This window comes from Streptomyces cyaneofuscatus, from assembly GCF_042718795.1.
GTDB lineage: Bacteria > Actinomycetota > Actinomycetes > Streptomycetales > Streptomycetaceae > Streptomyces > Streptomyces cyaneofuscatus_A.
Map to the genome: position 1 here is coordinate 133,004 of NZ_JBHXOX010000003.1, position 22,693 is coordinate 155,696.

The 22,693-nt window shown below is 74.0% G+C and carries 2 protein-coding genes; both read right to left on the bottom strand.

Going from position 1 to position 22,693, the window contains the following annotated elements; genetic code table 11:
• Positions 1-371: 371 nt before the first annotated feature.
• Complete coding sequence (locus tag ACFWRT_RS03850; protein ID WP_380951053.1) at positions 372-7,952, bottom strand: amino acid adenylation domain-containing protein; 7,581 nt, start codon at positions 7,950-7,952, stop codon at positions 372-374.
• A complete protein-coding gene (locus ACFWRT_RS03855) occupies positions 7,949-22,432 on the bottom strand; it encodes an amino acid adenylation domain-containing protein (protein WP_380951052.1) in 14,484 nt (4,827 codons plus the stop codon). The genes ACFWRT_RS03850 and ACFWRT_RS03855 overlap by 4 nt, the downstream gene beginning before the upstream one ends.
• Between the last annotated feature and the right edge of the window lie 261 nt (positions 22,433-22,693).

The following is a 22,693-nucleotide window of genomic DNA, read 5'->3' on the forward strand; positions in this document are numbered from 1 at the left end:
TGCCCCTGAATGCGCGTTCGTCCAGGATCCTCGCAGGTGGAGGCAGTCCCGGCCAGGGGGACTGAAAGCGGCGCTTCACATGGAGCACCTAGCTGTACGCCTTCGGTGCTCCAGCTCCCGGGCGGCCGGAGCGAGCGGATACAGCCGGCCCTCGGAGGCGGCGGGCAGCGGCTGGCTGGCAGGCGAGAGATTCGATGGTGGCGGCCGCCACGTCGTGCCGGATGCCGACAGCACGTACCGGTAGCCACCGGCGACGCAAGTCGTGGATCTGGAGCGTTTCGACCTGGTCCGATCCGACCCCGTAGGCCCTCCCGCACAGAGTGCGCTGCGGGAGGCCGGGCCGCCTACGGTTTGGGCGGCCCGGCTCCGGATCACGGAGTGACCACCGAGGGCAGCGGCAGGAAGCCTGTGCCGTGGAAGTACGTCAGGTAGCGGTTCAGGACCTCGTCGGTCAGCTGGGGCAGGTGCACCCCCAGGTCGGCCGCCGCCTTGGCCGTCCGGGTGGAGTCGAAGCGCCGATGTCCGACCGTCGCCTGCCGGGCCTGGTCCTCGCTGCCGAGGAAGAGCTGCGCGGCGTTGTCGTGCTGTGCTGCCACCCGGGCCTGCCAGTCGGCCGCGGTGACGGTACGCAGCTCGTGGCCGAGACGAGCGGCCGTCTCGAAGACACGGTCCAGGGCCGGCGCGTCCGGATTGGTGAAGTGCCAGGTCTCCGTGCCCGTCCGGCCGGAGGTGGAGAAGGCCACGATCGCCGCGCTGACGTAGTCCACGGGCACCCAGTCGGTGGACCCGGGCGGCAGGTCGGGTATCGCCCTGGCCTGGAGGCAGCCCTTGATGAGCTGCCACAGCAGGTCGCGGTCCTGGCAGGCTCCCGTGGCGGTGTCCCCGCTGATACGGCCGGGCCGGTGGACGGTCACCGGCAGGCCGCGCTCGCGGGCCAGAGCGATGAGGCCCTCCGCGACCCACTTGCTCTGCGCGTATCCGTCGGGGAGTGCGGACGCGGGACCCGTCGGGGTGGTCTCCGTGACGGCGGCCGGGCCGGGGTCCGGTGTGGGGGCGTAGACGCTGGTCGTGGAGATGTAGTGCATGCCGGGTGAGTCGGATTCGGCGAGCAGGCGCAGCAGTTCCTCGGTGCCGGCCACGTTGGGGGCGCGCAGATCGCCGTAGGCGGCGGCGAAGTTGACGCGAGCGCCGTTGTGCAGGACCGGGCCGAGCCGGCGGGCCAGGGCGGCCCGGACATCGGGGGACAGTCCGAGGCCGGGGGCCGCCAGGTCGCCGGGGACGGGACGGATCAGTTCCGCGTACCGGGGGTGCCAGAGGCCGTAGTGCTCCAGGTTGGCCCGCAGCCGGTGCGCCGCCCTGCGCTCGTTCTCGGCTCGTACGAGGCAGTCGACCGGGCCGCCGGTGACCTCGATGAGGTCGCGCAGGAGGAAGGCGCCGAGGAAGCCGGAGGCTCCGGTTAGCAGGGGCCGCCTGGACGGGCGGAGAGGCCGGCTGCGGGTGGGTGCGGGCAGCGGGGTCGCGCTGCCCGCCGGGATGTCCCGGTCGGCGCCCCTGATGTCCGCGGCCAGGTGGACCTCGGCGGCGAGGTCGAGGGTGGCGGTGTGCTCCGCGTCCCGCTCGCCCGCGACACGTCCCAGGAGGTGGTCCATGCCCTCCACGGTGGGCGCCGCGAACAGCTCCCGCAGAGAGGGGCGTCGGCCGCACCGCTCACCGATCCGCTGGGCGAGGGTGACGGCGAGCAGCGAGTGGCCACCCAGGGCGAAGAAGTCGTCCGACACCCCGACCTGGGGCACACCGAGCGTCTCGGCGAACACCTCGCACAGCGCGCGTTCCCGGTCGGTTCGGGGCGGACGGCTCCCGGTCGGCGCGGTCACCTCGGGTGCGGGCAGGGCGCGCCGGTCGGTCTTGCCGTTGGGGGTGACGGGCAGCGCGGCGAGCCGGACGAAGGCGGCGGGGATCATATGGCTGGGCAGGGTGGTGGCGAGGTGAGCGCGCAGCTCCGCCTCGTCCGGGGCCGCCGCCCCGTCCGCGGACACGGTGTACGCCACCAGCCGCCGGTCGCCCGGCCGGTCCTCGCGGACGACGGCGCAGGCCGCCCCGAGGCCGGGCAGGGCGGTGAGGGCGGCCTCGATCTCGCCGAGTTCGATGCGGAAGCCGCGCAGTTTGACCTGGTCGTCGACGCGGGAGACGTAGACGAGCTCCCCCTCGGCCGTCCAGCGCACCAGGTCGCCGGTGCGGTACATGCGGCCTCCCGTGCGGTCGTACGGGTCGGCGACGAACCGCGTCGCGGTCAGGGCGGCGCGGCCGTGGTAGCCGCGGGCCACTCCCGCACCGGAGACGTACAGTTCGCCGACGACGCCGGGCGGCACGGGCGCCAGCCGGTCGTCCAGGACGTGGACGCGGGTGCCGTCGACGGGAACGCCGATGGGCACGGTGCGGTCGGGGGCGAGGGGCCCCTCCGCGTACTGGAAGGTGCTCATGGTGGCGCAGACGGTGGTCTCCGTGGGGCCGTAGGCGTTCACGAGGAACCGGTCCCGCGCCCACGAGCGCACCAGCGCCGGCGTGCACGCCTCACCGGCGAGGACGATCGTGGTGCCAATGGGCAGGGAGCCGGGCGGCATCACGGCGAGGGCGGCGGGCGGCAGGGTCAGGTGGGTGACACCCCGCTCGCGGATCAGGGCGGCGAGGGCCGGGCCGGGATGCAGGGCGTCGCGTTCGTCGATCTCCAGGCAGGCCCCGGAGAGCAGCCCCATGCAGAGCTCCCAGAACGCCGCGTCGAAGCTGACGGAGGCCATGTGGAGAACCCGGCTGCCCGGGGTGACGCGCAGCCGCTCGCTCTGGCTCCTGGCCATGGCTCCGGCGCCCTGGTGGGTGACCACGACGCCCTTGGGGCGGCCGGTGGAGCCGGAGGTGTAGATGACGTACGCCGGATGCGCGGGGCGCGAGGGCCGGGCATGGGCGGTGGGGGCGGCGCTGTCCGCGAGGCCGTCGAGGTGCAGGTGCGGCACCGGCGAGGCGGGGAGACGGCGGTGGATGGCGGGGGTGGTGAGGAGCAGGCGCGGCCGGGCGTCGTCGAGCATGTAGGACAGGCGCTGGGCCGGGTAGTCGGGGTCGAGCGGCACGTAGGCCGCTCCGCTCCGGAGGATGGCGAGGAGGGCCACGACGAGTTCGTGGGTGCGGGGCAGGGCGACCGCCACCCGGTCCTCGGGGCCGATGCCCCGGGCGGTGAGGTGGCGGGCGAGGGCGTCGGCGCGGGCGTCGAGCTCGGCGTAGGTGAGGGTGGTGTCCGCGTCGCGGACCGCCGGGGCGTCGGGGGTGCGCCGGACCCACTGGTCGAAGAGTTCGGGGACCGTGGAGCCGGGGGCGTCCTGGCCGGGGCCGGTTCCCCAGGCGGTCAGCCGGGTGCGCTCGGCGGTGGTGAGCACGTCGTAGTCGCGCAGCGGACGGTCGGGGTCGGCGGAGACGGCGCCGAGCAGCAGGGTGAGCCGTTCGGCGAGGTCGCGGACGGTGGCGGGGTCGAAGAGTTCCGTCGCGTAGTCGACCGCTCCCCGCATACCGCTCGGGGTCCCGCTGCCCTCGTCGGGTATCTCGGTGAAGGTGAACGACAGGTCGAACTTGGCCACCTCGGGGTCCGCCGCCACACCGGTGACGGTGAGGCCGGGCAGGTCGAGGGGGGCGGCGGGGGTGTGGTTCTGAAGGATGAGCATGGTCTGGAAGAGCGGGTGGTGGTTCTGCGAGCGCGTGGGGTTCAGCAGCTCGACCAGGCGCTCGAAGGGGACGTCCTGGTGGGCGTAGGCGGAGAGGTCGAACTCCTTCACGCGGTCCAGGAGTTCGAGGAAGGTCGGGTCGCCGGTCAGGTCCGTGCGCAGCACGAGCGTGTTGACGAAGAAGCCGACGAGGTCGGAGGCGGCCTCGTCGGTACGTCCGGCGACGGCGGTGCCCAGCGGGATGTCGTCGCCGGCGCCGTGCCGGGAGAGCGCCAGCGACAGCGCGGCCTGGAGCACCATGAAGACGCTGCATCCGGTGGCGCGAGCGAGGTCGGTGATCTGACGGGTGGTGGTGGGGTCGAGGGTGAAGTCGTGGGTGGCGCCGGTGTGCCGGGGTACGGCGGGCCGCGGCCGGTCCCACGGCAGCTCGATCATTTCCGGCAGCCCGCCCAGCGCGCCCTTCCAGTGGGCGAGTTGGCGGGATACGACGCTTTCGGGGTCGTGTTCGTCGCCGAGGAGACCGCGCTGCCAGAGGGTGTGGTCGGCGTAGTCGACGGGGAGTTCGTTCCAGGCCGGGGGTTCGGCGTGGGCGCGGGCCCGGTAAGCGGTGGAGAGGTCTCGGGTGAGGGGTGCCAGGGACGAGCCGTCGGCGGCGATGTGGTGGATCACCAGGACCAGGATGTGGGCGCCGTCGGCCAGGCGCAGCAGGGTCGCCTGGAGGGGAAGGCCCTGCTCGATGTCGATCGGTTCGGTCGCGGCGGCCCTGATCCGGTCGGCGGCATCGTTCGCCTCGACGGCTTCGAGGACGAACGGCAGGCGGACGTCGTCGGGCGCGGTGATGTGCTGGCGCGGTCCCCGGCCCTCCTCGGGGAACGAGGTGCGCAGGGCGGCGTGGCGGGTGATGACGTCGGACAGGGCTCGGCGCAGGGCCTCGGTGTCGAGCGGGCCGTCGATGCGGGCGGCGAAGGGGATGTTGTAGGTGGCGGAGGGCCCTTCGAGCCGGTGGAGGAACCACAGGCGCTGCTGGGCGTACGAGAGCGGGAGCGCGATGGGGCGCTGCTGCGGGACGAGGGCGGGGCGCGCCGGGCGGTCCGCCTCCTCCAGGGCGGCGGCGAGCGTGGCGACGGTGGGGTTCTCGAAGAGGGTGCGGATCTCGGTCTCGGTGTTCAGGGCGGTGCGCACGCGGCCGACGAGGCGGGTGGCGAGCAGGGAGTGGCCGCCCTGGGCGAAGAAGTTGTCGTCGGCGAAGACGCGGTCCACGCCGAGCACGTCGGCGAAGAGCCCGGCGAGGATCTCCTCGCGGGCGCCGCGCGGCGCCCGGCCCAACGTGCCGCGCGAGGTGGTGGGCGCGGGCAGGGCCGCCCGGTCGAGTTTGCCGTTGGGGGTCATCGGCAGGGCGTCGAGCGGCTGGATGGCGGCCGGCACCGAAAAGGCGGGCAGGTGGCGGCCGAGGTGCGCGGTGAGCCGGTCCGGGTCGGGGATGTGCCCGGGTGCGGGGACGACGTAGGCGGTGAGGGTGCGGTCGCCGGGCAGGTCCTCGCGGACCAGGACGCAGGCGGCGCGCACGGAGGGGTCGGAGAGGAGGACCGCCTCGATCTCCGCGGGTTCGATGCGGTGGCCGCGGAGTTTGATCTGCTGGTCGGCCCGGGCCACGTAGTGCAGGGTCCCGTCGGCGCTCCGGCGCACGAGGTCGCCGGTGCGGTACATGCGCTCCCCGCTCCCGGCGAACGGGTCGGCGACGAACCGGGTGGCGGTGAGGCCGGGGCGCCCCAGGTAGCCGCGCGCGACCCCGGCCCCCGCGATGTACAGCTCCCCCTCGGCGCCGGGCGGTACGGGCCGCATGCCGGCGTCCAGGACATAGGCGCGCATGCCGTCGAGCGGTCGGCCGATCGGGGGCACACCCTCGGACGGGCGCTCGGGGCGGACGCGGTGGAGGGTGGCGAAGGTGGTGGTCTCGGTGGGCCCGTAGACGTTGAGGACGCTGGTGGCGGGGTGTGCGGCGGCGAGCCGCTGGAGGACTCCGGGCGCGGCGGCCTCTCCCCCGGCTGCGGCCAGGCGCAGCAGGCCGAGGGCGCCGGGGTCGGTCTCGGCGATGACGTTGAACAGGGCCGTCGTCAGGAACGCCGCCGTCACGCCGTGCCCGGCGACGAGGTCCCGGATCACGGCGGGTTGCAGGACTCCGGAAGGGGCCACGACCACCCGGCCGCCGTTCAGGAGGGGCGCCCAGATCTCGAAGGTGGAGGCGTCGAACACGTACGCCGAGTGCAGCAGCACGGCGTCGGCCACCCCGTCGTCCCAGGTCCGGTCGGCGGCCAGGGCGGTGATGTCGCCGTGGGTGACGCCGACGCCCTTGGGCAGTCCGGTGGAGCCGGAGGTGAACATCACGTACGCGAGCCGGGCGGCGCCCACGGCAACCGGGAGGGGGCCGGGGCTGTCCGGTCCGCCCTGCCGGAGCCGGCCGGCGGCGTCGACGGTCAGCACGGCCACCTCGGGGCCCAGTCGCCGCACCCAGGGGTGGTCGCGGGTGGTCTCGTCGACGATCAGGGCGCGCAGGGGGGCCACTTGGGCGACCCGGGTGAGCCGGTCGGCGGGCCAGGCCGGATCGAGGGGCACGTAGGCGGCTCCCGCGCGCAGGGCCGCGAGGGAGGCGGTGACCAGGGCGGCCGAGCGGCCCAGGAGAATGCCGACGCCCTCCTCGGCGACGGTTCCGTGGCCCGTCAGGGCACTGGCCAACTCATCCGACAGTAATTGCAGTTGCTGGTACGTCAGGGGCTCTCCGGTGCCGGAGACCGCCACCGCGTCCGGGCGGGCGGCGGCATGCCGGGCGAAGGCGTCCGGAACGCTCAGCTCCGTCGTCCCGTCGGCGAGTCCGGCACCACGCCCCTGGGCGAGCAGCGCGTCGCGTTCACCGTCCAGGAGTACGGGGACGGTGTCGGCGCGGAGGTCCAGCCCCTGCGCCATCGTGGTCAGCAGGCGCCGCAGACGGGCGACCGTGCGGGCCACCTCGTCCCGGTCCAGGGCGGCGGCCCGGTATCCGAAGGTGATCCTCAGCGCGTCGCCCGGGGCGACGGTGAGGGTGAGGGGGTAGTGGGCCGCGTCCGTACCACTGAACCCGGTGACGCTGAGACCGGGCAGCTGTCGCTGCGCGGTGCGCAGGGCCTCGGCGTCCATCGGATAGTTCTCGAACACGACCAGGGTGTCGAAGAGTTCGTCCAGTCCGGTGACGCCGGCTATCTCGGTCAGGCCGACGTGCTGGCTGCCGAGCAGGCGGCCCTGCCCCTCCTGGAGCCGGGTCAGCAGCGCGGCCAGGGTCTCGCCGGGCTCCGGGCGGAGCCGTACGGGCACGGTGTTGATGAACAGCCCGACCATCGACTCGATGCCGGGCACCTCCGGCGGGCGGCCGGAGACGGTGGTGCCGAAGACGATGTCGGAGCGTCCGGTGAGGCGGCCGAGCAGCAGGCCCCAGGCGCCTTGGACCAGGGTGTTGAGGGTGAGCCGGTGGGCGCGGGCCGTCTCGCGGAGCAGCCCAGTGGTGGCCGCGTCCAGGTCCAGGACGAGGGTCTGCGGCAGTTCGCCGGTTCCCGGCGCGTCGGGGGTGGAGCGCCCGGCCAGCAGCGTGGGCGCCTCGATCCCGTCCAGGGCGGTGCGCCAGGCGTCCAGGGCGGCTTCGCGGTCCTGCTGGGCCAGCCAGGCGAGGTAGGTGCGGTAGGGGGCGACGCGGGGCAGGGAGCTGTCATCGCCGCCGCGTGCGTACAGTTCGAAGAGTTCGGTGACGAGCAGGGGCATCGACCAGCCGTCGAGCAGGATGTGGTGGCTCGTCATGACCAGCCGGTGCTGCTGCGGCCCGGTGTGCACGAGGGTGAACCGCATCAGTGGCGGGGTGGTGAGGTCGAAGCGGCGGGTACGGTCGGCGGCCAGGAACGCGGCGAGCCGCTCCGCCGGCGTGCCGGTGCCGCCGGCCATGGTCAGGTCGAGCTCTTCGAGCGGCACCGGCACCTCGGCGGCGACGGCCTGCACCGGCTCGTCGAGGTCCTCGTGGAGGAAGCCGGCCCGCAGGTTGGGGTGGCGGCGGAGCAGGGTGCCGACGGCGGCGTGCAGCGCCGGGACGCTGACGGGGCCTTCGAGGTCGAAGACGAACTGCGCGGTGTAGACGTCCACGGCGTCGGAGTCGTACAGCGCGTGGAAGAGCATGCCCGCCTGCAACGGCGTCAGCGGTAGTACGTCTTCCAGTTGGAACCCGGTCACTTGCGTCCACCCCACTTGTTCTGAAGTCGGTCGATCTGGGCCTGGTTGAGCGAGACCAGGGGAAGGTCGGAGGGCGTGTAACCGCCCGCTTCGGGTCGTTCGGCGTGTTCGGCGATGGCCCGCAGGGCGCGGACGAAGGTGTCGGACAGGATCTCCACGTCCTCCTCCTTGAGGAGGTCGACGGGCCAGGTCCAGCGGATCACCAGGCGGGGGCCCTCCGGCAGGTCCTCGGTGTGCGCGTTGATGTCGAGGACGTGGTGGACGGGCATGTCCGGGTCCTGGCTGGGCGGCCCGCCGCCGTCGAGCAGGACCTCCCAGTCGGTGCCCGGGTCCCCGTCTCCTCCCGCCGCCCCGGACACAGCGGCGTACCGGCCCAGGTAGTTGAAGCCGATCTGCGGCTGTGGCGCGGCGGCGAGCCGGGGGCGGGTGGCCGGGTTGAGGTGGCGGAGCATGCCGTAGCCGACGCCGTGGTCGGGGACGGTCCGCAGCTGTTCCTTGACGCGTTTGAGGGCGCGTTCCACCAGTGCGGCATCGAAGTTCCCCGGCTGGCGGGCGTCGACGGGCCCGGGGTCGAGCCGGACCGGGTAGAGGCTGGTGAACCAGCCGACGGTGCGGGACAGGTCGATGTGGTCGGCGATCTGCTCGCGGCCGTGCCCTTCCAGGTCGAGCAGCAGGCCGCTCTCCCCCGTCCGGTCGCCGGCCCGCTGCGCCCGCCAGGAGCTGACGGCGAGGGCGAGGCCGGTGAGCAGGACGTCGTCCACCCCGGCGTGGAAGGCGGTGGGGACGGTGGTGAGCAGGGGCCTGGTCCAGGTGGCGGGCAGGCGGGCGGTCAGGGTGCGGGTGCGGTCGGCGGTGTCCGTGCGCGGGTCGAGGGCGCGGTACCCGAGCTGCGGGTCGGGGGTGCCCAGCGCCGTTTCCCACAGCGGGAGTTCGGTCGCGCGGGCGGTTCCGCGCGCCTGCGAGGCGAGGAGGTGCGCCCAGCTCCGGTAGGGCGTGGCGACGGCGGGCAGCGCGGCGGCCGTCCCCTCGGTGACGCCCTGCCAGGCGGTGGCGAGGTCGGCGGCGAGGATGCGCCAGGAGACGGCGTCGACGGCCAGGTGGTGCACGATGAGCAGCAGCCGTCCGCGTGTGTGCGGCCCGGCGTCGCACCACACGGCCTCGATCACCTCCCCGTGCGCGGGCCGCAGCCGCCCGCGGGCCGCTTCGCCCGCCTCGGTGAGCGCGGCGCGGACGGCGTCGGGCCCGAGGCCCGCGACGTCGACACGGGTGAAGCGGCGGCGGGCCGGTACGGCGCCGGGCGGCAGGGCTTCGAGTACGGGCTCCCCCTCGGCCGGGCGGGTGACCTTCAGGCGGAGCATGTCGTGGTGGTCGATGAGGAGTTGGAGAGTGGCGACGAGCGAGTCCTCGTCGGCGCCCGCGGGTGTGCGCAGCACCCCGGACTGGTTGTAGCCGTCGGTGGGGCCCGGCCGCTCCAGCAGCCAGGCGATGATGGGGGTCGGCGGCATCTCGCCGGTGCCCGGTTCGGCCGGAAGGGCGGTGTTCTGGTCGAGCGCGGTGGCGGCGGCCGCGATGGCCTCGGGCGTGCGGTGGACGAAGACGTCGCGCGGAGTGACCCCGAGGCCGGCCGCGCGGGCCCGGCTGACCAGTTGGATGGAGAGGATGCTGTCGCCGCCGAGCGCGAAGAAGTCGTCGTCGGCACGGACGCCGGGGGTGCCCAGGACCGAGGCGAACACCTCGCACAGGACGCGTTCCCGCGGAGTGCGCGGCTGGCCGCCCGGGCGGGTGGCGGCCGGGCGCGCCGGGGCGGGCAGGGCGCGCCGGTCGGTCTTGCCGTTGGGCAGCAGCGGCAGCGCGTCCAGGGTGACGAGGACGGCGGGCACCATGTACGGGGGCAGGGCCGATGTCAGGAGGGCCCGCACTCCGGCGTCGGTGAGGGGTTCGGTGCCCTCGCTCCGGGCGGGGACGGTGTAGGCGACCAGGCGCCGTTCGCCCGGCCGGTCCTCGCGGACGACGGCGCAGGCGGCGGTGATGCCGTCGAGCGCGGTGAGCGCGGCCTCGATCTCGCCGAGCTCGATGCGGAAGCCGTGCAGCTTGACCTGGTCGTCGGCCCGGGAGACGTAGCTGAGCAGGCCGTCGGCGTCCCGGCGGACCAGGTCGCCCGTGCGGTACATGCGGCTGCCGGCGGGGCCGAACGGATCCGCGACGAACCGGGCGGCGGTCAGACCGGGGCGGCCCAGGTAGCCGCGGGCGAGGCCGTCGCCCGCGAGGTGGAGCTCGCCGGTGACGCCCGGCGGCACCGGCTGGAGGTACGCGTCCAGGACGTAGGCACGGGTGTTGTCGACGGGGCGGCCGAGCGGCACGGTCCCCTCCCCCGCCGAGGTCTCCACCTCCTCACCGCGGTGGTGGTGGGCGGTGGCGTCGATGGTCGTCTCGGTGGGCCCGTAGAGGTTGTGCACGTCGGTGCCCCAGTCCGCTCCGACCCGCTCCGCCAGCGACCGGGCCAGGGGCTCGCCGCCGCACAGGACGGCCCGCAAGGTGGCGGGCGCCTGGTCGGGGCGGGTCTCGGCGAGGACGACCGCGAGGTGCGAGGGCACGAACTGGGCGACGGTCACGCCCGCTTCCCGCATCCGGGCCAGCAGCGCGGCCGGGTCGTGATTGACGGCGGGCTCCACCGGGCAGGTGGAGCCGCCGTGCAGGAGCGGCAGCCAGGTCTCCCAGACCGACGCGTCGAAGCTCGGCGAGGTGCGGGCGAGGATCCGGTCGTCGGCGGTGAGTCCGAGGTGTCCGGCCATCCAGGCCATGTGGTTGGTCAGCGAGGCGTGCGGGACGAGGACGCCCTTGGGGCGGCCGGTGGAGCCGGAGGTGTAGATGACGTACGCGGTGTCGCGCGGGTCCGGCGCGACGCCGGGCGGCGCAGCGCTACCGGTGGACCAGGCGGCCCGGTCGTCCAGTGCGAGGCAGGGGACGGATGAGGCGAACCGCGCGGTACGGGCGGTGCCGTGGGTCAGGAGCAGCGCCGGCCGGGCGTCCTGGAGCATGTAGGCGACGCGCGCCTCGGGGTATTCCAGGTCGACGGGCAGGTAGGCGGCTCCGGCCTTGGCCACCGCGAGCATCGCGACGACCTGGTCGGCGGTTCCTTCCAGGGCGAGGGCGACGAGGTCGCCGTGGCCGATGGACCGGCTGTGCAGATGGTGGGCCAGGTCGTCGGAGAGTGCGTCGAGCTCGCCGAAGGTGAGGCGGTGCACGCCGTCCCGTACGGCCACCGCGTCGGGCGTCCGGGCGCACTGCGCGCGGAAGGCCTCGGGTACCGTGCGCGCGGCGACCGGCCGGACCGGGCCGTGGGCGGTCCGCTCCAGGCTCCGGCGCTCGGCCTCGTCCAGGATGTCGACGGCGTGGACCGGGAGCTCGGGGTCGGCGGCGAGGGTGGCGAGCAGGCGCGTCAGCCGGGCGGCCAGGGTGTGCGCGGTGGTGTGGGTGAAGAGGTCGGTGGAGAACTCCAGATGGCCGTCCAGTCCGGCGGGGCGGCCCGCTTCGTCGTGGGTCTCGCTGAAGGTGAAGGTCAGGTCGAACTTGCTGATGCCGGTGTGCACGGGCTGTCCCGTCACCGTCAGGCCGGGCAGGTCGACAGTGGCGTCCGCCTGGTTCTGGAGGACGAGCATGGTCTGGAAGAGCGGGTGGTGGTTCTGGGCGCGGGTCGGGTCGAGCGAGTCCACCAGCCGCTCGAACGGCACGTCCTGGTGGGCGTAGGCCGACAGGTCGAACTCCCTTACCCGGTCCAGGACTTCACCGAAGGTGGGGTCCCCGGTCAGGTCGGTGCGCAGGACGAGGGTGTTGACGAAGAAGCCCACCAGGTCGTCCAGCGCCTCGTCGGTGCGTCCGGCCACGGCGGTGCCGAGCGGGATGTCCTCCCCGGCGCCGTGCCGGGCCAGCAGCACCGACAGGGCCGCTTGGAGCACCATGAAGAGACTGCATCCACGGGCCCGGGCGAGCGCGGTCAGGGCCTCGTGGGTCCGCGCGTCCACAGGGAAGGCGAACGCGTCACCCCGGTAGGCGGGGATCGCGGGGCGCGGGTGGTCCAGAGGCAGGTCGAGCAGTTCAGGGGCCCCGGCGAGCGCGGTGCGCCAGAAGTCCAGCTGGCGGGCGGCCTGGCTGGCCGGGTCGCTCTCGTCGCCGAGCAGGGCGCGCTGCCACAGGGTGTAGTCGGCGTACTGGACGGCGAGCTCCGTCCAGCCGGGTTCCTCGCCCTGCGTCCGCGCCCGGTACGCCTCGCCCAGGTCGCGAGCGAGCGGGGCGAGGGACCAGCCGTCGCCCGCGATGTGGTGGACGACCAGCACGAGGACGTGGGCCTCGGCGCCGAGCCGCACCAGCCGGGCGCGTACGGGTATCTCGGCGGCCACGTCGAAGGCGTGGGCCACCTCGGTGGTCAGCAGTTCGTCCAGGCGGGCCGGGTCGGTGTCGACGGGCGTCAGATCGAGATCGGCGTGACCGGAGTCCAGGACGAGCTGGCGTGCCACCCCGTCGGTCTCGGGAAAGACCGTGCGCAGGCTCTCGTGCCGTTCCACCACGTCCGCGAGGGCGCTCTCCAGCGCCTCCGCGTCGAGCGGCCCGTCCAGCCGCAGCACCAGGGGCACGTTGTACGTCGCGCTGGGCCCCTCGAGCCGGTTGAGGAACCACAGCCGCTGTTGCGCGAAGGACAGCGGCAGCGGATCGGGACGGGACCCTGTGCGCTCCAGGGGGCTCCTGGCCTCCTCGGCTCCCTCCAGTGCGGCGGCGAGCGCGGCCGGTGTGGGGTGCTCGAAGAGGGCCTTGACCTGGATCTCGACGCCGAGCGCGGTGCGGATGCGGGCGGCGAGGCGGGTGGCGAGCAGGGAGTGGCCGCCCAGGGCGAAGAAGTCGTCGTCCACGCCGGTCCCGTCCAGGCCGAGGATGTCGGCGTAGAGCCCGCACAGGATCTCCTCGCGGGCGGTGCGGGCGGCGCGTCCGCGGACCGGGGCGTGGTGGTCGGGCTCCGGCAGCGCGCGGTGGTCCACCTTGCCGTTGAGGGTCAGCGGCAACGCGTCGAGCAGGACGAACGCCGAGGGCACCATGTAGGCGGGCAGGGACCGGCCGACAACCCGCGCGAGGTCGCCCGCTTCGAGGTGGGCGCCGGCGGCCGGCACCACGTACGCGACGAGGCGCCGGTCGCCGGGGATGTCCTCGCGTACGACGGCGAAGGTGTCGGCGACCCCCTCGCAGAGGGCCAGCACTCCTTCGACCTCGCCCAGTTCGATGCGGTAGCCGCGCAGCTTGACCTGGCCGTCGGCGCGGGTGACGTAGGCGATGTGGCCCTCGGGGGTCCACCGGACGAGGTCGCCGGTCCGGTACATCCGGCCGCCGACGGAATCGAACGGGTCGGCGACGAAGCGCGTGGCGGTCAGCCCCGGGAGTCCGGTGTACCCGCGTGCCACGCCGCGTCCGGCGAGGTACAGCTCGCCCACGACACCCGGCGGGACCGGGACCAGGGAGCCGTCCAGGACGTAGCAGCGCATGCCGTCCAGGGGGCGCCCGATGGGCGGTGGCCCGGACGGCAGGCCGGCCGTCACGTGGTGGCGGGTGGCGAAGGTGGTGGTCTCGGTGGGTCCGTACACGTGCAGGACGCGCGTGCTGGGGGCGGAGTGGGCGACCCGCTGCATCGCGTCCGGGGAGGCCAGCTCTCCCCCGGCGCAGAGCAGGCGCAGCCCGGTGAAGGCGCCCGGGTCGGTCTCGGCGATCACGTTGAACAGGGCGGTCGTCATGAAGACGGCGCTCACCTTGTGCTCCTGGACGGCCTCTCCGAGAGTGCGGGCCTCCAGGACGCCGTCCGGGGCGACGACGATCCGGCCGCCGTTCAGGAGCGGGGCCCAGATCTCGAACGTGGAGGCGTCGAAGACGTACGCCGAGTGCATCAGCACCGCGTCGGCGGCGCCGTCCTGCCAGGCGGAGTCGGCGGTGAGCGCGACCACGTCGGCGTGCGTGACGCCCACCCCCTTGGGCAGGCCGGTCGAGCCGGAGGTGAACATCACGTAGGCGAGGGACGCGGTGCCCGGCACCACCGCCGGGTGGCCGGGGCGCTCGGGTGCGCCGCGCAGGATCCGGCCGAGCCGGTCCACGACGAGGACCGGAATCCGCGCGGCGGTCGCGGCCACCCAGGGCGAGGTGAGGGCCTCCTCGTCGACGACGAGGACTTGTAGGTCCGCCACGCCGGCGACCTGGTCGAGCCGTTCGGCGGGCCAGCGTGCGTCCAGCGGGACGTAGGCACCGGCGGTACGGACGGTGCCGAGGGAGACCGACACCACGGCCGGCGACCGGGCGAGCAGCACGCCGATCCCGCGCTCGGGGCCGGCACCGAGGCCCGCCAGCGCACGCGCGAGGGCCTCGGAGATCTCGTCGAGTTCGGCGTACGTCAGGGTGTCGCCGTCGCCGGTGACAGCCACGGCCTCCGGGGTGCGGCGCGCCTGGTCCGCGAAGAGCGTGGGCAGGGTGGCGTCCGGCTCCGCGGGCAGGGCGCGGCCGCTGCCCCAGCGCGTGACCCGGGTGTGCTCGTCGGCGTCCATCAGGTCGTAGGCCGCCAGGGGCAGGGAGGGGTCGGCGGCCACCTGCTCCAGGAGGCGGACCAGTCGGGTCGCGAGGGTCTGGACGGTGGTCCGGTCGAAGAGGGCCGTGGCGTACTCGATCCCGGCGGTGAGGGTGCCCGCCCCCTCCCTCTCGGTGGACTCCTCGGTGGACTCCTCCGTGAAGGCGAAGGTGAGGTCGAACTTGCTCAGGCCGTTGTGGACCAGCCGGCCTTCGACGGTGAGACCTGGCAGGTCGGGCTGGGCGGTCTCCTGGTTCTGCAGGACCAGCATGGTCTGGAAAAGCGGGTGGTGGTTGCGCGCCCGGACCGGGTTGAGGCTCTCCACCAGGCGTTCGAAGGGCACGTCCTGGTGCGCGTAGGCGGAGAGGTCGAACTCGCGTACCCGGTCGAGCAGATCGCGGAAGGTCGGTGCGCCGGACAGGTCCGTGCGCAGCACGAGGGTGTTGACGAAGAAGCCGACCAGCTCCTCCAGCGCCTCATCCGTGCGGCCGGCGACGGGCGATCCGAGCGGGATGTCGTCGCCCGCGCCGTGCCGGTGCAGCACCGTGGCCACGGCGGCCTGGAGCACCATGAACAGGCTGCTCCCCGACTCACGCGCCAGGAGCAGGAGCCGGGCGTAGAGGGGCGACGGCAGATCGAAGGTGTGGACGGCGCCCCGGGGGTCGGTGGTGACCGGTCGCGGCCGGTCCAGCGGCAGGTCGATCAGGCCGGGCAGCCCGGCGAGGGCGGTGTGCCAGTGGTCGAGCTGCTGCTTCAGGACGCTCTCGGGTGCGGTGCCGTCGCCGAGGGCGGCGTGCTGCCAGAGGGTGTAGTCGGCGTACTGGAGCGCGGCGCCGGACGTCAACTCGGGGCTGTCTCCCGCGAGTCGGGCCCGGTAGGCCTGGCCGAGGTGACGAGCGAGCGGTGCGAGGGACCAGCCGTCTCCCGCTATGTGGTGCAGGACGAGCACCAGGACGTGGTGGTCGGGCGCGGAGCGCAGGAGCAGGGCGCGCAGCGGGAGGTCCGTGGTGATGTCGAACGGCTCGCGCACCGCCTCCAGGACGGCCGCCTCCAGCTCGGCGGGGGACGTGGACACGACCGGCAGCGCGGGCGTGGCGGTGGCGGCGGGGAGGATCAGCTGGTGCGGGGATCCGTCCTGTTCGGGGAAGAGGGTGCGGAGCGCCTCGTGCCGTTCGACGACGTCGGCCAGGGCGGCGCGCAGGGCGTCCGGGTCCAGGGAGCCGTCGAGTTCGAGGACGAGCGGGATGTTGTAGGTGGAGCTGGGCCCTTCGAGCCGGCCGAGGAACCACAGGCGCTGCTGGGCGAAGGAGAGCGGCAGCGGGTCGGGCCGTCCGTCCGCGGGCACCAGGGCGGGACGCTCCCGGCCCGGTGTGTCGAGGGCGCGGGCCAGCCCGGCGACGGTCGGGTGCTCGAAGAGCGTGCGTACGGCGATCTCGGCACCGAGGACGGTACGGACGCGGCTGACGACGCGCATGGCGAGGAGCGAGTGGCCGCCGAGGTCGAAGAAGCTGTCGTCCGTGCCCACGTGGGACCGGTGCAGGACGTCGGCGAAGATCCCCGCGAGCAGGTCCTCCCGCAGGGTGCGCCGACCGGTCCCGGAGACGGCGTCGGCACCGGAGTCCGGATCCGGCTCGGGCAGGGCCCGGCGGTCCACCTTGCCGTTGGGCAGGAGCGGGAGGCCGTCCAGGACGACGACGGTGCCGGGCACCATGTAGTGCGGCAGGGTCTCGGCCAAGGCGTCGCGCAGGGCCGTCGGGCGCGCGCCGGGGTCCGCGGTGACGGCGTAGGCGACGAGGCGGGCCCGGCCGGGTTCGTCCTCGCGGATCACCGCGCAGGCGGCGGTGACCCCGGGGCGGGCCAGCAGGGCGGCCTCGACCTCGCCCGGTTCGATGCGGAAGCCGCGGAGTTTGACCTGGTCGTCGGCGCGGGAGACGTAGGCGAGCAGCCCGTCGGCGTTCCACCGTACGAGGTCGCCCGTCCGGTACATCCGAGCGCCGGCGGGGCCGAACGGGTCGGCGACGAAACGGCCGGCGGTCAGGCTCCGCTGCTCCAGGTAGCCGTGGGCGAGGTTGGGCCCCGCGAGGTACAGCTCCCCGGTGACGCCCGGCGGTACGGGCCGCAGCCGGCCGTCGAGGACATAGGTGCGCATGGTGTCGACCGGAAGGCCGATCGGGACGGTCTCGGAGGGCGTACCGGCGGTGCGTCCGGTGGTCACGGGGTGTTCGCAGGCCGACGCTCGGCCCCCCGGCCCGTCCGCGCGGTGCGCGGTCGCGTCGATGGTCGCCTCGGTGGGACCGTAGAGGTTGTGGACCTCGGCCCGCCACAGCCGGGTCACGTCGTCGGTGAGGGCGCGCGGCAGCGGCTCGCCGCCGCACAGGACGGCACGCAGGCCGGGAAGCGGTGCGGCGTGCGCCGCCTCGGCGAGGACGAGCGTCAGGTGCGAGGGCACGAACTGGGCGACGGTGACATCGAACCGGCTCATCCAGGCGACCAGGGCGTCGGGCTCCCGGTTGGCCTCGTGCGGCAGCACACAGGCTTCGCCGCCGTACATGAGCGGGAGCCACAGCTCCCACACGGAGGCGTCGAAGCTGGTGGAGGTACGGGCGAGGATCCGGTCCTGCGGGGTGATGACCAGGTACCGCGCCATCCAGGCCATGTGGTTCGCCAGCGCGCCGTGCGGCACGACGACACCCTTGGGGCGGCCGGTGGAGCCTGAGGTGTAGATGATGTACGCGGGCTCGTCCGGCCGGGGTGGGGCCGGAGTGGGCCCCATGGGGTCCACGACCCGCGTGGCCGGGTCGTCCAGGGCGAGCCAGGGGACGTCACCGGCGGGCAGGTGGCGGTGGACGTCCGTGGTGGTGAGCAGCAGGGCGGGCCGGGCGTCCTCGAGCATGTGGCGGACGCGGGCCTCGGGGTATTCCGGGTCGACGGGCAGGTAGGCGGCGCCGGCCCGCAGGACGGCCAGCAGGGCGACGGCGGTGTCCACCGACGGCGGTGCCGCGAGGGCCACCCGGTCCCCGCGCCCCGCTCCGCGCTCCCGCAGGAGTTGGGCGAGGCCGTCCGCGCGGGCGTCCAGTTCGGCGTAGGTGAGGCTCGTGTGCGCGTCGCGTACGGCGACCGCGTGCGGGGTGCGCTCGGCCCATTCCCGGACCGCTTCGGGGGCGGTCCGCAGGGGCAAGGGCCGCTCCTCGCCGTGCCCCCGGCGCAGGAGAAGCTCCCGCTCGCCCGGTGCGAGCGGGTCGAGGTCGCCGATGTTCCGGTCGGGGTCGGTCACGGCCTGGGTGAGGACGTGGGCGAACCGGGCGCAGAGGGCGTGGGCGGTGGCGGTGTCGAAGAGGTCGGTGGCGTACTCCAGATAGCCGCCGATCCCGCCGGGGGCGCCGGCGGACCCCTGCTCCGCCGGATCGGTGACCTCGGTGACCTCGGTGAGCGAGAACGTGAGGTCGAACTTGCTGATGCCGGTGTGCCGGGACCGGTCGTGGACGGTGACGCCCGGCAGTTCGAGCGTCGCACGCTCCTGGCTCTGCAGGACCAGCATGGTCTGGAAGAGCGGGTGGTGGTCGCCGGACCGCTCGGGGTTGAGCGCCTCCACCAGCCGTTCGAAGGGGAGGTCGCCATGGCTGAAGGCCGCTATGTCGAACTCGGCTGTCCGGGACAGGAGTTCACGGAAGGTCGGATCACCGGAGAGGTCCGCGCGCAGGACGACGGTGTTGACGAAGAACCCGACGAGATCGTCCAGGGCCTCGTCGGTGCGTCCGGCCACCGCGGTGCCCAGCGGGATGTCGGTACCGGCGCCGTGGGCGTGCAGCGTCACGGCGAGAGCCGCCTGGAGCACCATGAACGGGGTGCAGCCGGCTGTACGGGCCAGCCTGATGAGCGCGGCGTGCGCAGGAGCGGGCAGTTCGAAGGCGACGGCGTCGCCCCGGTGGCTGGGCACGGCCGGGCGCGGCCGGTCGAGAGGCAGGTCGAGCAGATCGGGGGCGCCGTGCAGCGCTTCGCGCCAGAAGGCGAGCTGGCGGGCGGCGAGGCTGTCCGGATCGCCGTCGTCGCCGAGCAGGTGGCGCTGCCAGAGGGCGTAGTCGGCGTACTGCACGTGCAGCGCGGGCCAGTCGGGGGTGGCCGAATCCTCGGTCCGGGCACGGTAGGCGGCGCCGAGGTCCCGGCTGAGCGGGGCGAGGGACCAGCCGTCGGCGACGACGTGGTGCAGGACGAGGGCCAGGACATGGCGGTCCGGTCCCAGGCGGAGCAGATGGGCCCGGACGCCGAGGTCACCGTCGAGGTCGAAGGGCAGGGCGGTCAGCCGGTGCACCGTCTCCTCGGCCCAGGCGTCGGGGGCCGCACCGTCCGGGGGCAGTTCGACGACGAGGGGGACGAGCGAGGCGGCGTCGGCCGGGTCGAGGACTTCCTGCCGGGCGATGCCGTCCAGTTCGGCGAAGACCGTGCGCAGGCTCTCGTGCCGGGCGACCACGTCGGCCAGCGCGGCGCGCAGCGCGTCCGGGTCGAGGGGCCCGTCCAGTTCGAGGACGAGCGGGATGTTGTAGGTGGAGTTGGGGCCTTCGAGGCCGCCCAGGAACCACAGCCGCTGCTGCGCGAAGGAGAGCGGCACGGCGGCGGGCCGCTGCTGCCGGGTGAGGATGGGGCGGGCCGCGCCGGAGGTGTCGAGGGCGGCGGCGAGGGAGGCGACCGTGGGGTGGTCGAAGAGGGTACGCAGGTCCAGTTCGGCGCCCAGGGCTGCCCGCGCCCGGCCGATGAGGCGGGTGGCGAGGAGGGAGTGGCCACCCAGGGCGAAGAAGTTGTCGTCGACGCCGACGGCCACGCCCAGGACATCGGTGAACAGGCCGGCCAGGACCTCCTCGTAGGCGGTACGCGGGGCACGGTCCTGGGTGGCGGCGACGCGGGGCGCGGGCAGGGCACGGCGGTCGACCTTGCCGTTGGCGGTCAGCGGCAGCTCGTCCAGGGACACGAACGCCGAGGGCACCATGTACGCGGGCAGGGTGCGCCCGAGGCGGACGGCCAGGGCGGTGTCGTCCGGCCGGGCGCCGGGCGCCGGTACGACGTAGGCGACCAGCCGGCGGTCGCCGGGGGTATCCTCCCGGACCAGCACGCGGGCGGCCCGTACGTCCGGATCGGCGAGCAGGGCGTTCTCGATCTCGGCGGGTTCGATGCGGAAGCCGCGGAGCTTGACCTGTCCGTCGGCCCGCCCGACGTACTCGATGTCGCCGCGCGCGGACCAGCGCACCAGGTCACCGGTGCGGTACATGCGGCCTCCGCCCGCCTCGTACGGGTCGGCGACGAACCGGGTCGCGGTGAGTGCGGGGCGGCCCTGGTAGCCACGGGCGACACCGCGGCCGCCGACGTACAGCTCGCCCACGATGCCGGGCGGCACCAGGGCGAGACCGGCGTCGAGTACGTACAGGCGCATCCCGTCCAGGGCCCGGCCGATCGGCGGCGCGCCCGCCGTACCGGCGTCGACCTGATGTCGGGTGGCGAAGGTCGTGGTCTCGGTGGGGCCGTACACGTGCAGGACGCGGGTGGCGGGTGCGGCGGCGGCCACGCGCTGCATCATGCCGGGGGTGGCGGCCTCGCCTCCGGCGGCGACCAGGCGCAGTCCGGCGAAGGCGGCGGGGTCCACCTCGGCCACCACGTCGAACAGGGCCGTCGTCAGGAAGGCCGCGGTCACCCCGTGCCGGGCCACCAGGTCCGCGAGGGTCCGCGCCTCCAGGACACCGCCGGGCGCGACGACCACCCGGCCGCCGTTGAGGAGCGGGACCCAGATCTCGAAGGTGGAGGCGTCGAACACGTACGCCGAGTGCATCAGCACCGCGTCGGACACGCCGTCCGTCCAGGCGGTGTCGGCGGCCAGCGCGAGGACGTCGGAGTGGGTGACCCCGACCCCCTTGGGCAGGCCGGTGGAGCCGGAGGTGAACATCACGTAGGCCAGCCGGTCGGCACGCTCCACCGTCGGCAGGACTCCCTGCCGCGCCGGGGCGCCGCGCACGATCGAACCGGCCCGGTCGACGACGATCACCGGCAGGTCGGCGGCCCGCTCCCGCACCCACGGCTGGGCGGCGGCAGCCTCGTCCACCACCAGAGCGCGCAGGTGGGAGACCTCCGCGGCCCGGTCCAGCCGCTCGTCGGGCCAGGCCGGGTCCAACGGTACGTACGCGGCGCCCGCGCCCACCACACCGAGCGTGGCCGTGACGACGGCGGCCGAGCGCCCGAGGAGGACCCCGACGCCGTCCTCGGCGCCGATGCCCCGGCCGGTCAGTGCTCCGGACACCTCCTGCGCCGCCGCCGCCAGTTCCCGGTAGGAGAGGGTGAGGGCTCCGTCCACCACCGCCGGGGCGTGCGGGGTCCGGCGTGCCTGCGCGCCGAACGCCTCCGGCAGACCCGTATCCGCCGTTCCGGCCGGGAGGACGGCGCCGCGCCCCTGCGCGAGCAACTCCTCGGCCGAGTCGTCGTCGAGGAGCGGCAGGTCACCGAGGGGGGTGTCGGCGTCCGCGCCCGCCAGAGCCGCCAGGAAGGCGACGGTGGCCCGCTGATGCAGCTGTACGTCCTCGGGGTGGTACAGGTCGGGGTTGGTGTCGAAGCCGATCAGCGGCCCCTTGCCCTCGGACCGTTCGGAGATGAAGAAGGACACGTCGTCGACCGGGCCGATGGAGAGCAGCCGGGAGGTGGCGGGGCTGCCCGCGAAGTCGAGGTCGTAGTCGTAGCCCATCACGTTGACCACGACGCCGGTCAGGCGCGCCGCCTCGTCCGCCATGTTCAGCTCGCGGGCGAGTTGTTCGCGGGAGAAGCGGCGGTGCCGCAGGGCTCCGCGCATCTCTGCGGTGACGGCGCGCACCAGGGCGCCGACCGTCAGGTCCGGGGTGAGGGCCAGGCGGAGCGGCAGGATGTTGGAGGTCATACCGACGATGTGCCGCAGCCCGCCGTGGCGGCCGTTGGAGGCGAGGCCGATGGTGACGTCCCGGTCTCCGGTGACCCGGCTGACGTAGGCCGCGACCGCGCTCACGAGGACGGCGCTCCAGCTGGTGCGGTTCTCGGAGGCGAGCCGGCGCAGGCCGTCCAGGACGGAGAGGGGCAGGGTGTCGCCGGTGTGCAGCGAGACATCGGTTGCGGCGGTCGCGGCCGGCGCCGGGACGTCGGTGCGCTTGGAGATGAGCGGCGTGCCGCCGTGCGCGTCCGCGTGAGGCCCGTCGGCGCGTCCGTCAGGGGCGGTCGCGCCGTCGGCCCGGTCGGTGAACTTGCCGGTCCAGTAGGCGCGGTCCGCCTCGTACCGGTCCGAGCCGAGGTACTCCGCCTCGTCGGTGAGGAGATCACGCAGAGGTGCGGCGGGCAGTTCGGCCGCGGCGAGGTCCTCACCGCGTGCGGCACGGGTGTACAGGTCGGCCACCGTGCGGGCGAAGACGGCACCGCCGAGGCCGTCGACGGCTATGTGGTGGTAGCGGATGTACCAGTAGTGCAGCCGCGGGCCGAGGCGTAACAGCGCGAAGTGGTGGTGCGGGGCGTCGAGCCTGTCCACGGTGGCCATGTCGTCGGCCATGTAGCGTTCGGCGGCGGCGACGGCATCGGTGGAGCGGTCGGAGAGGTCGACCACGCGGAGCCGGTCGCTCTGGTCAGCCGGGCGATCGACCACCCGCTGACGGACCGTTTCGCCATCGGTGACGAACTCGAGGTTGAGACCGTCGCAGAGGGCGACCGCCCGGCCGAGCGCGCGGGCGAAAAGCCCTTGGTCGAGCTCGCCCTCGATCTCGAAACACTCCCCGATGTTGTACTTCGGGGAGTGCTGGTCGATGAGTTGCCCGTACCACACCCCCTGCTGGGCGGCGGTCAGTTCGAAGGACTCCTCGGACGCCACTTCTGATGGAAGAGAACGATTTTCGCGCATGCCTGACGACACCTTTGGGGAGAGTTTTGGGGACGGCAAAGAAGGCGCACGGGGCGATCACGGAATTCACCGCCGTCAAGGAGCAGCGGGACCGTGAAACCGGATCGGAACACCCATGCACCGGGCGCCGGGGATGTGCCTGAGCCATTGGGGATGGCGGGGCCTCACACCGGGGGCGATGCCCCGGCATGAAACCGTTTCACCGTTGCATCAGGCGCGGAGTATTCACCTGTGCCACATGAGTGGCACAGGTGAAGGGGA

What these genes read in the sequence shown, in the direction of transcription:
- ACFWRT_RS03855 (WP_380951052.1), bottom strand. Translation starts at nt 22,432, where the DNA reads ATGCGCGAAAATCGTTCTCTTCCATCAGAAGTGGCGTCCGAGGAGTCC.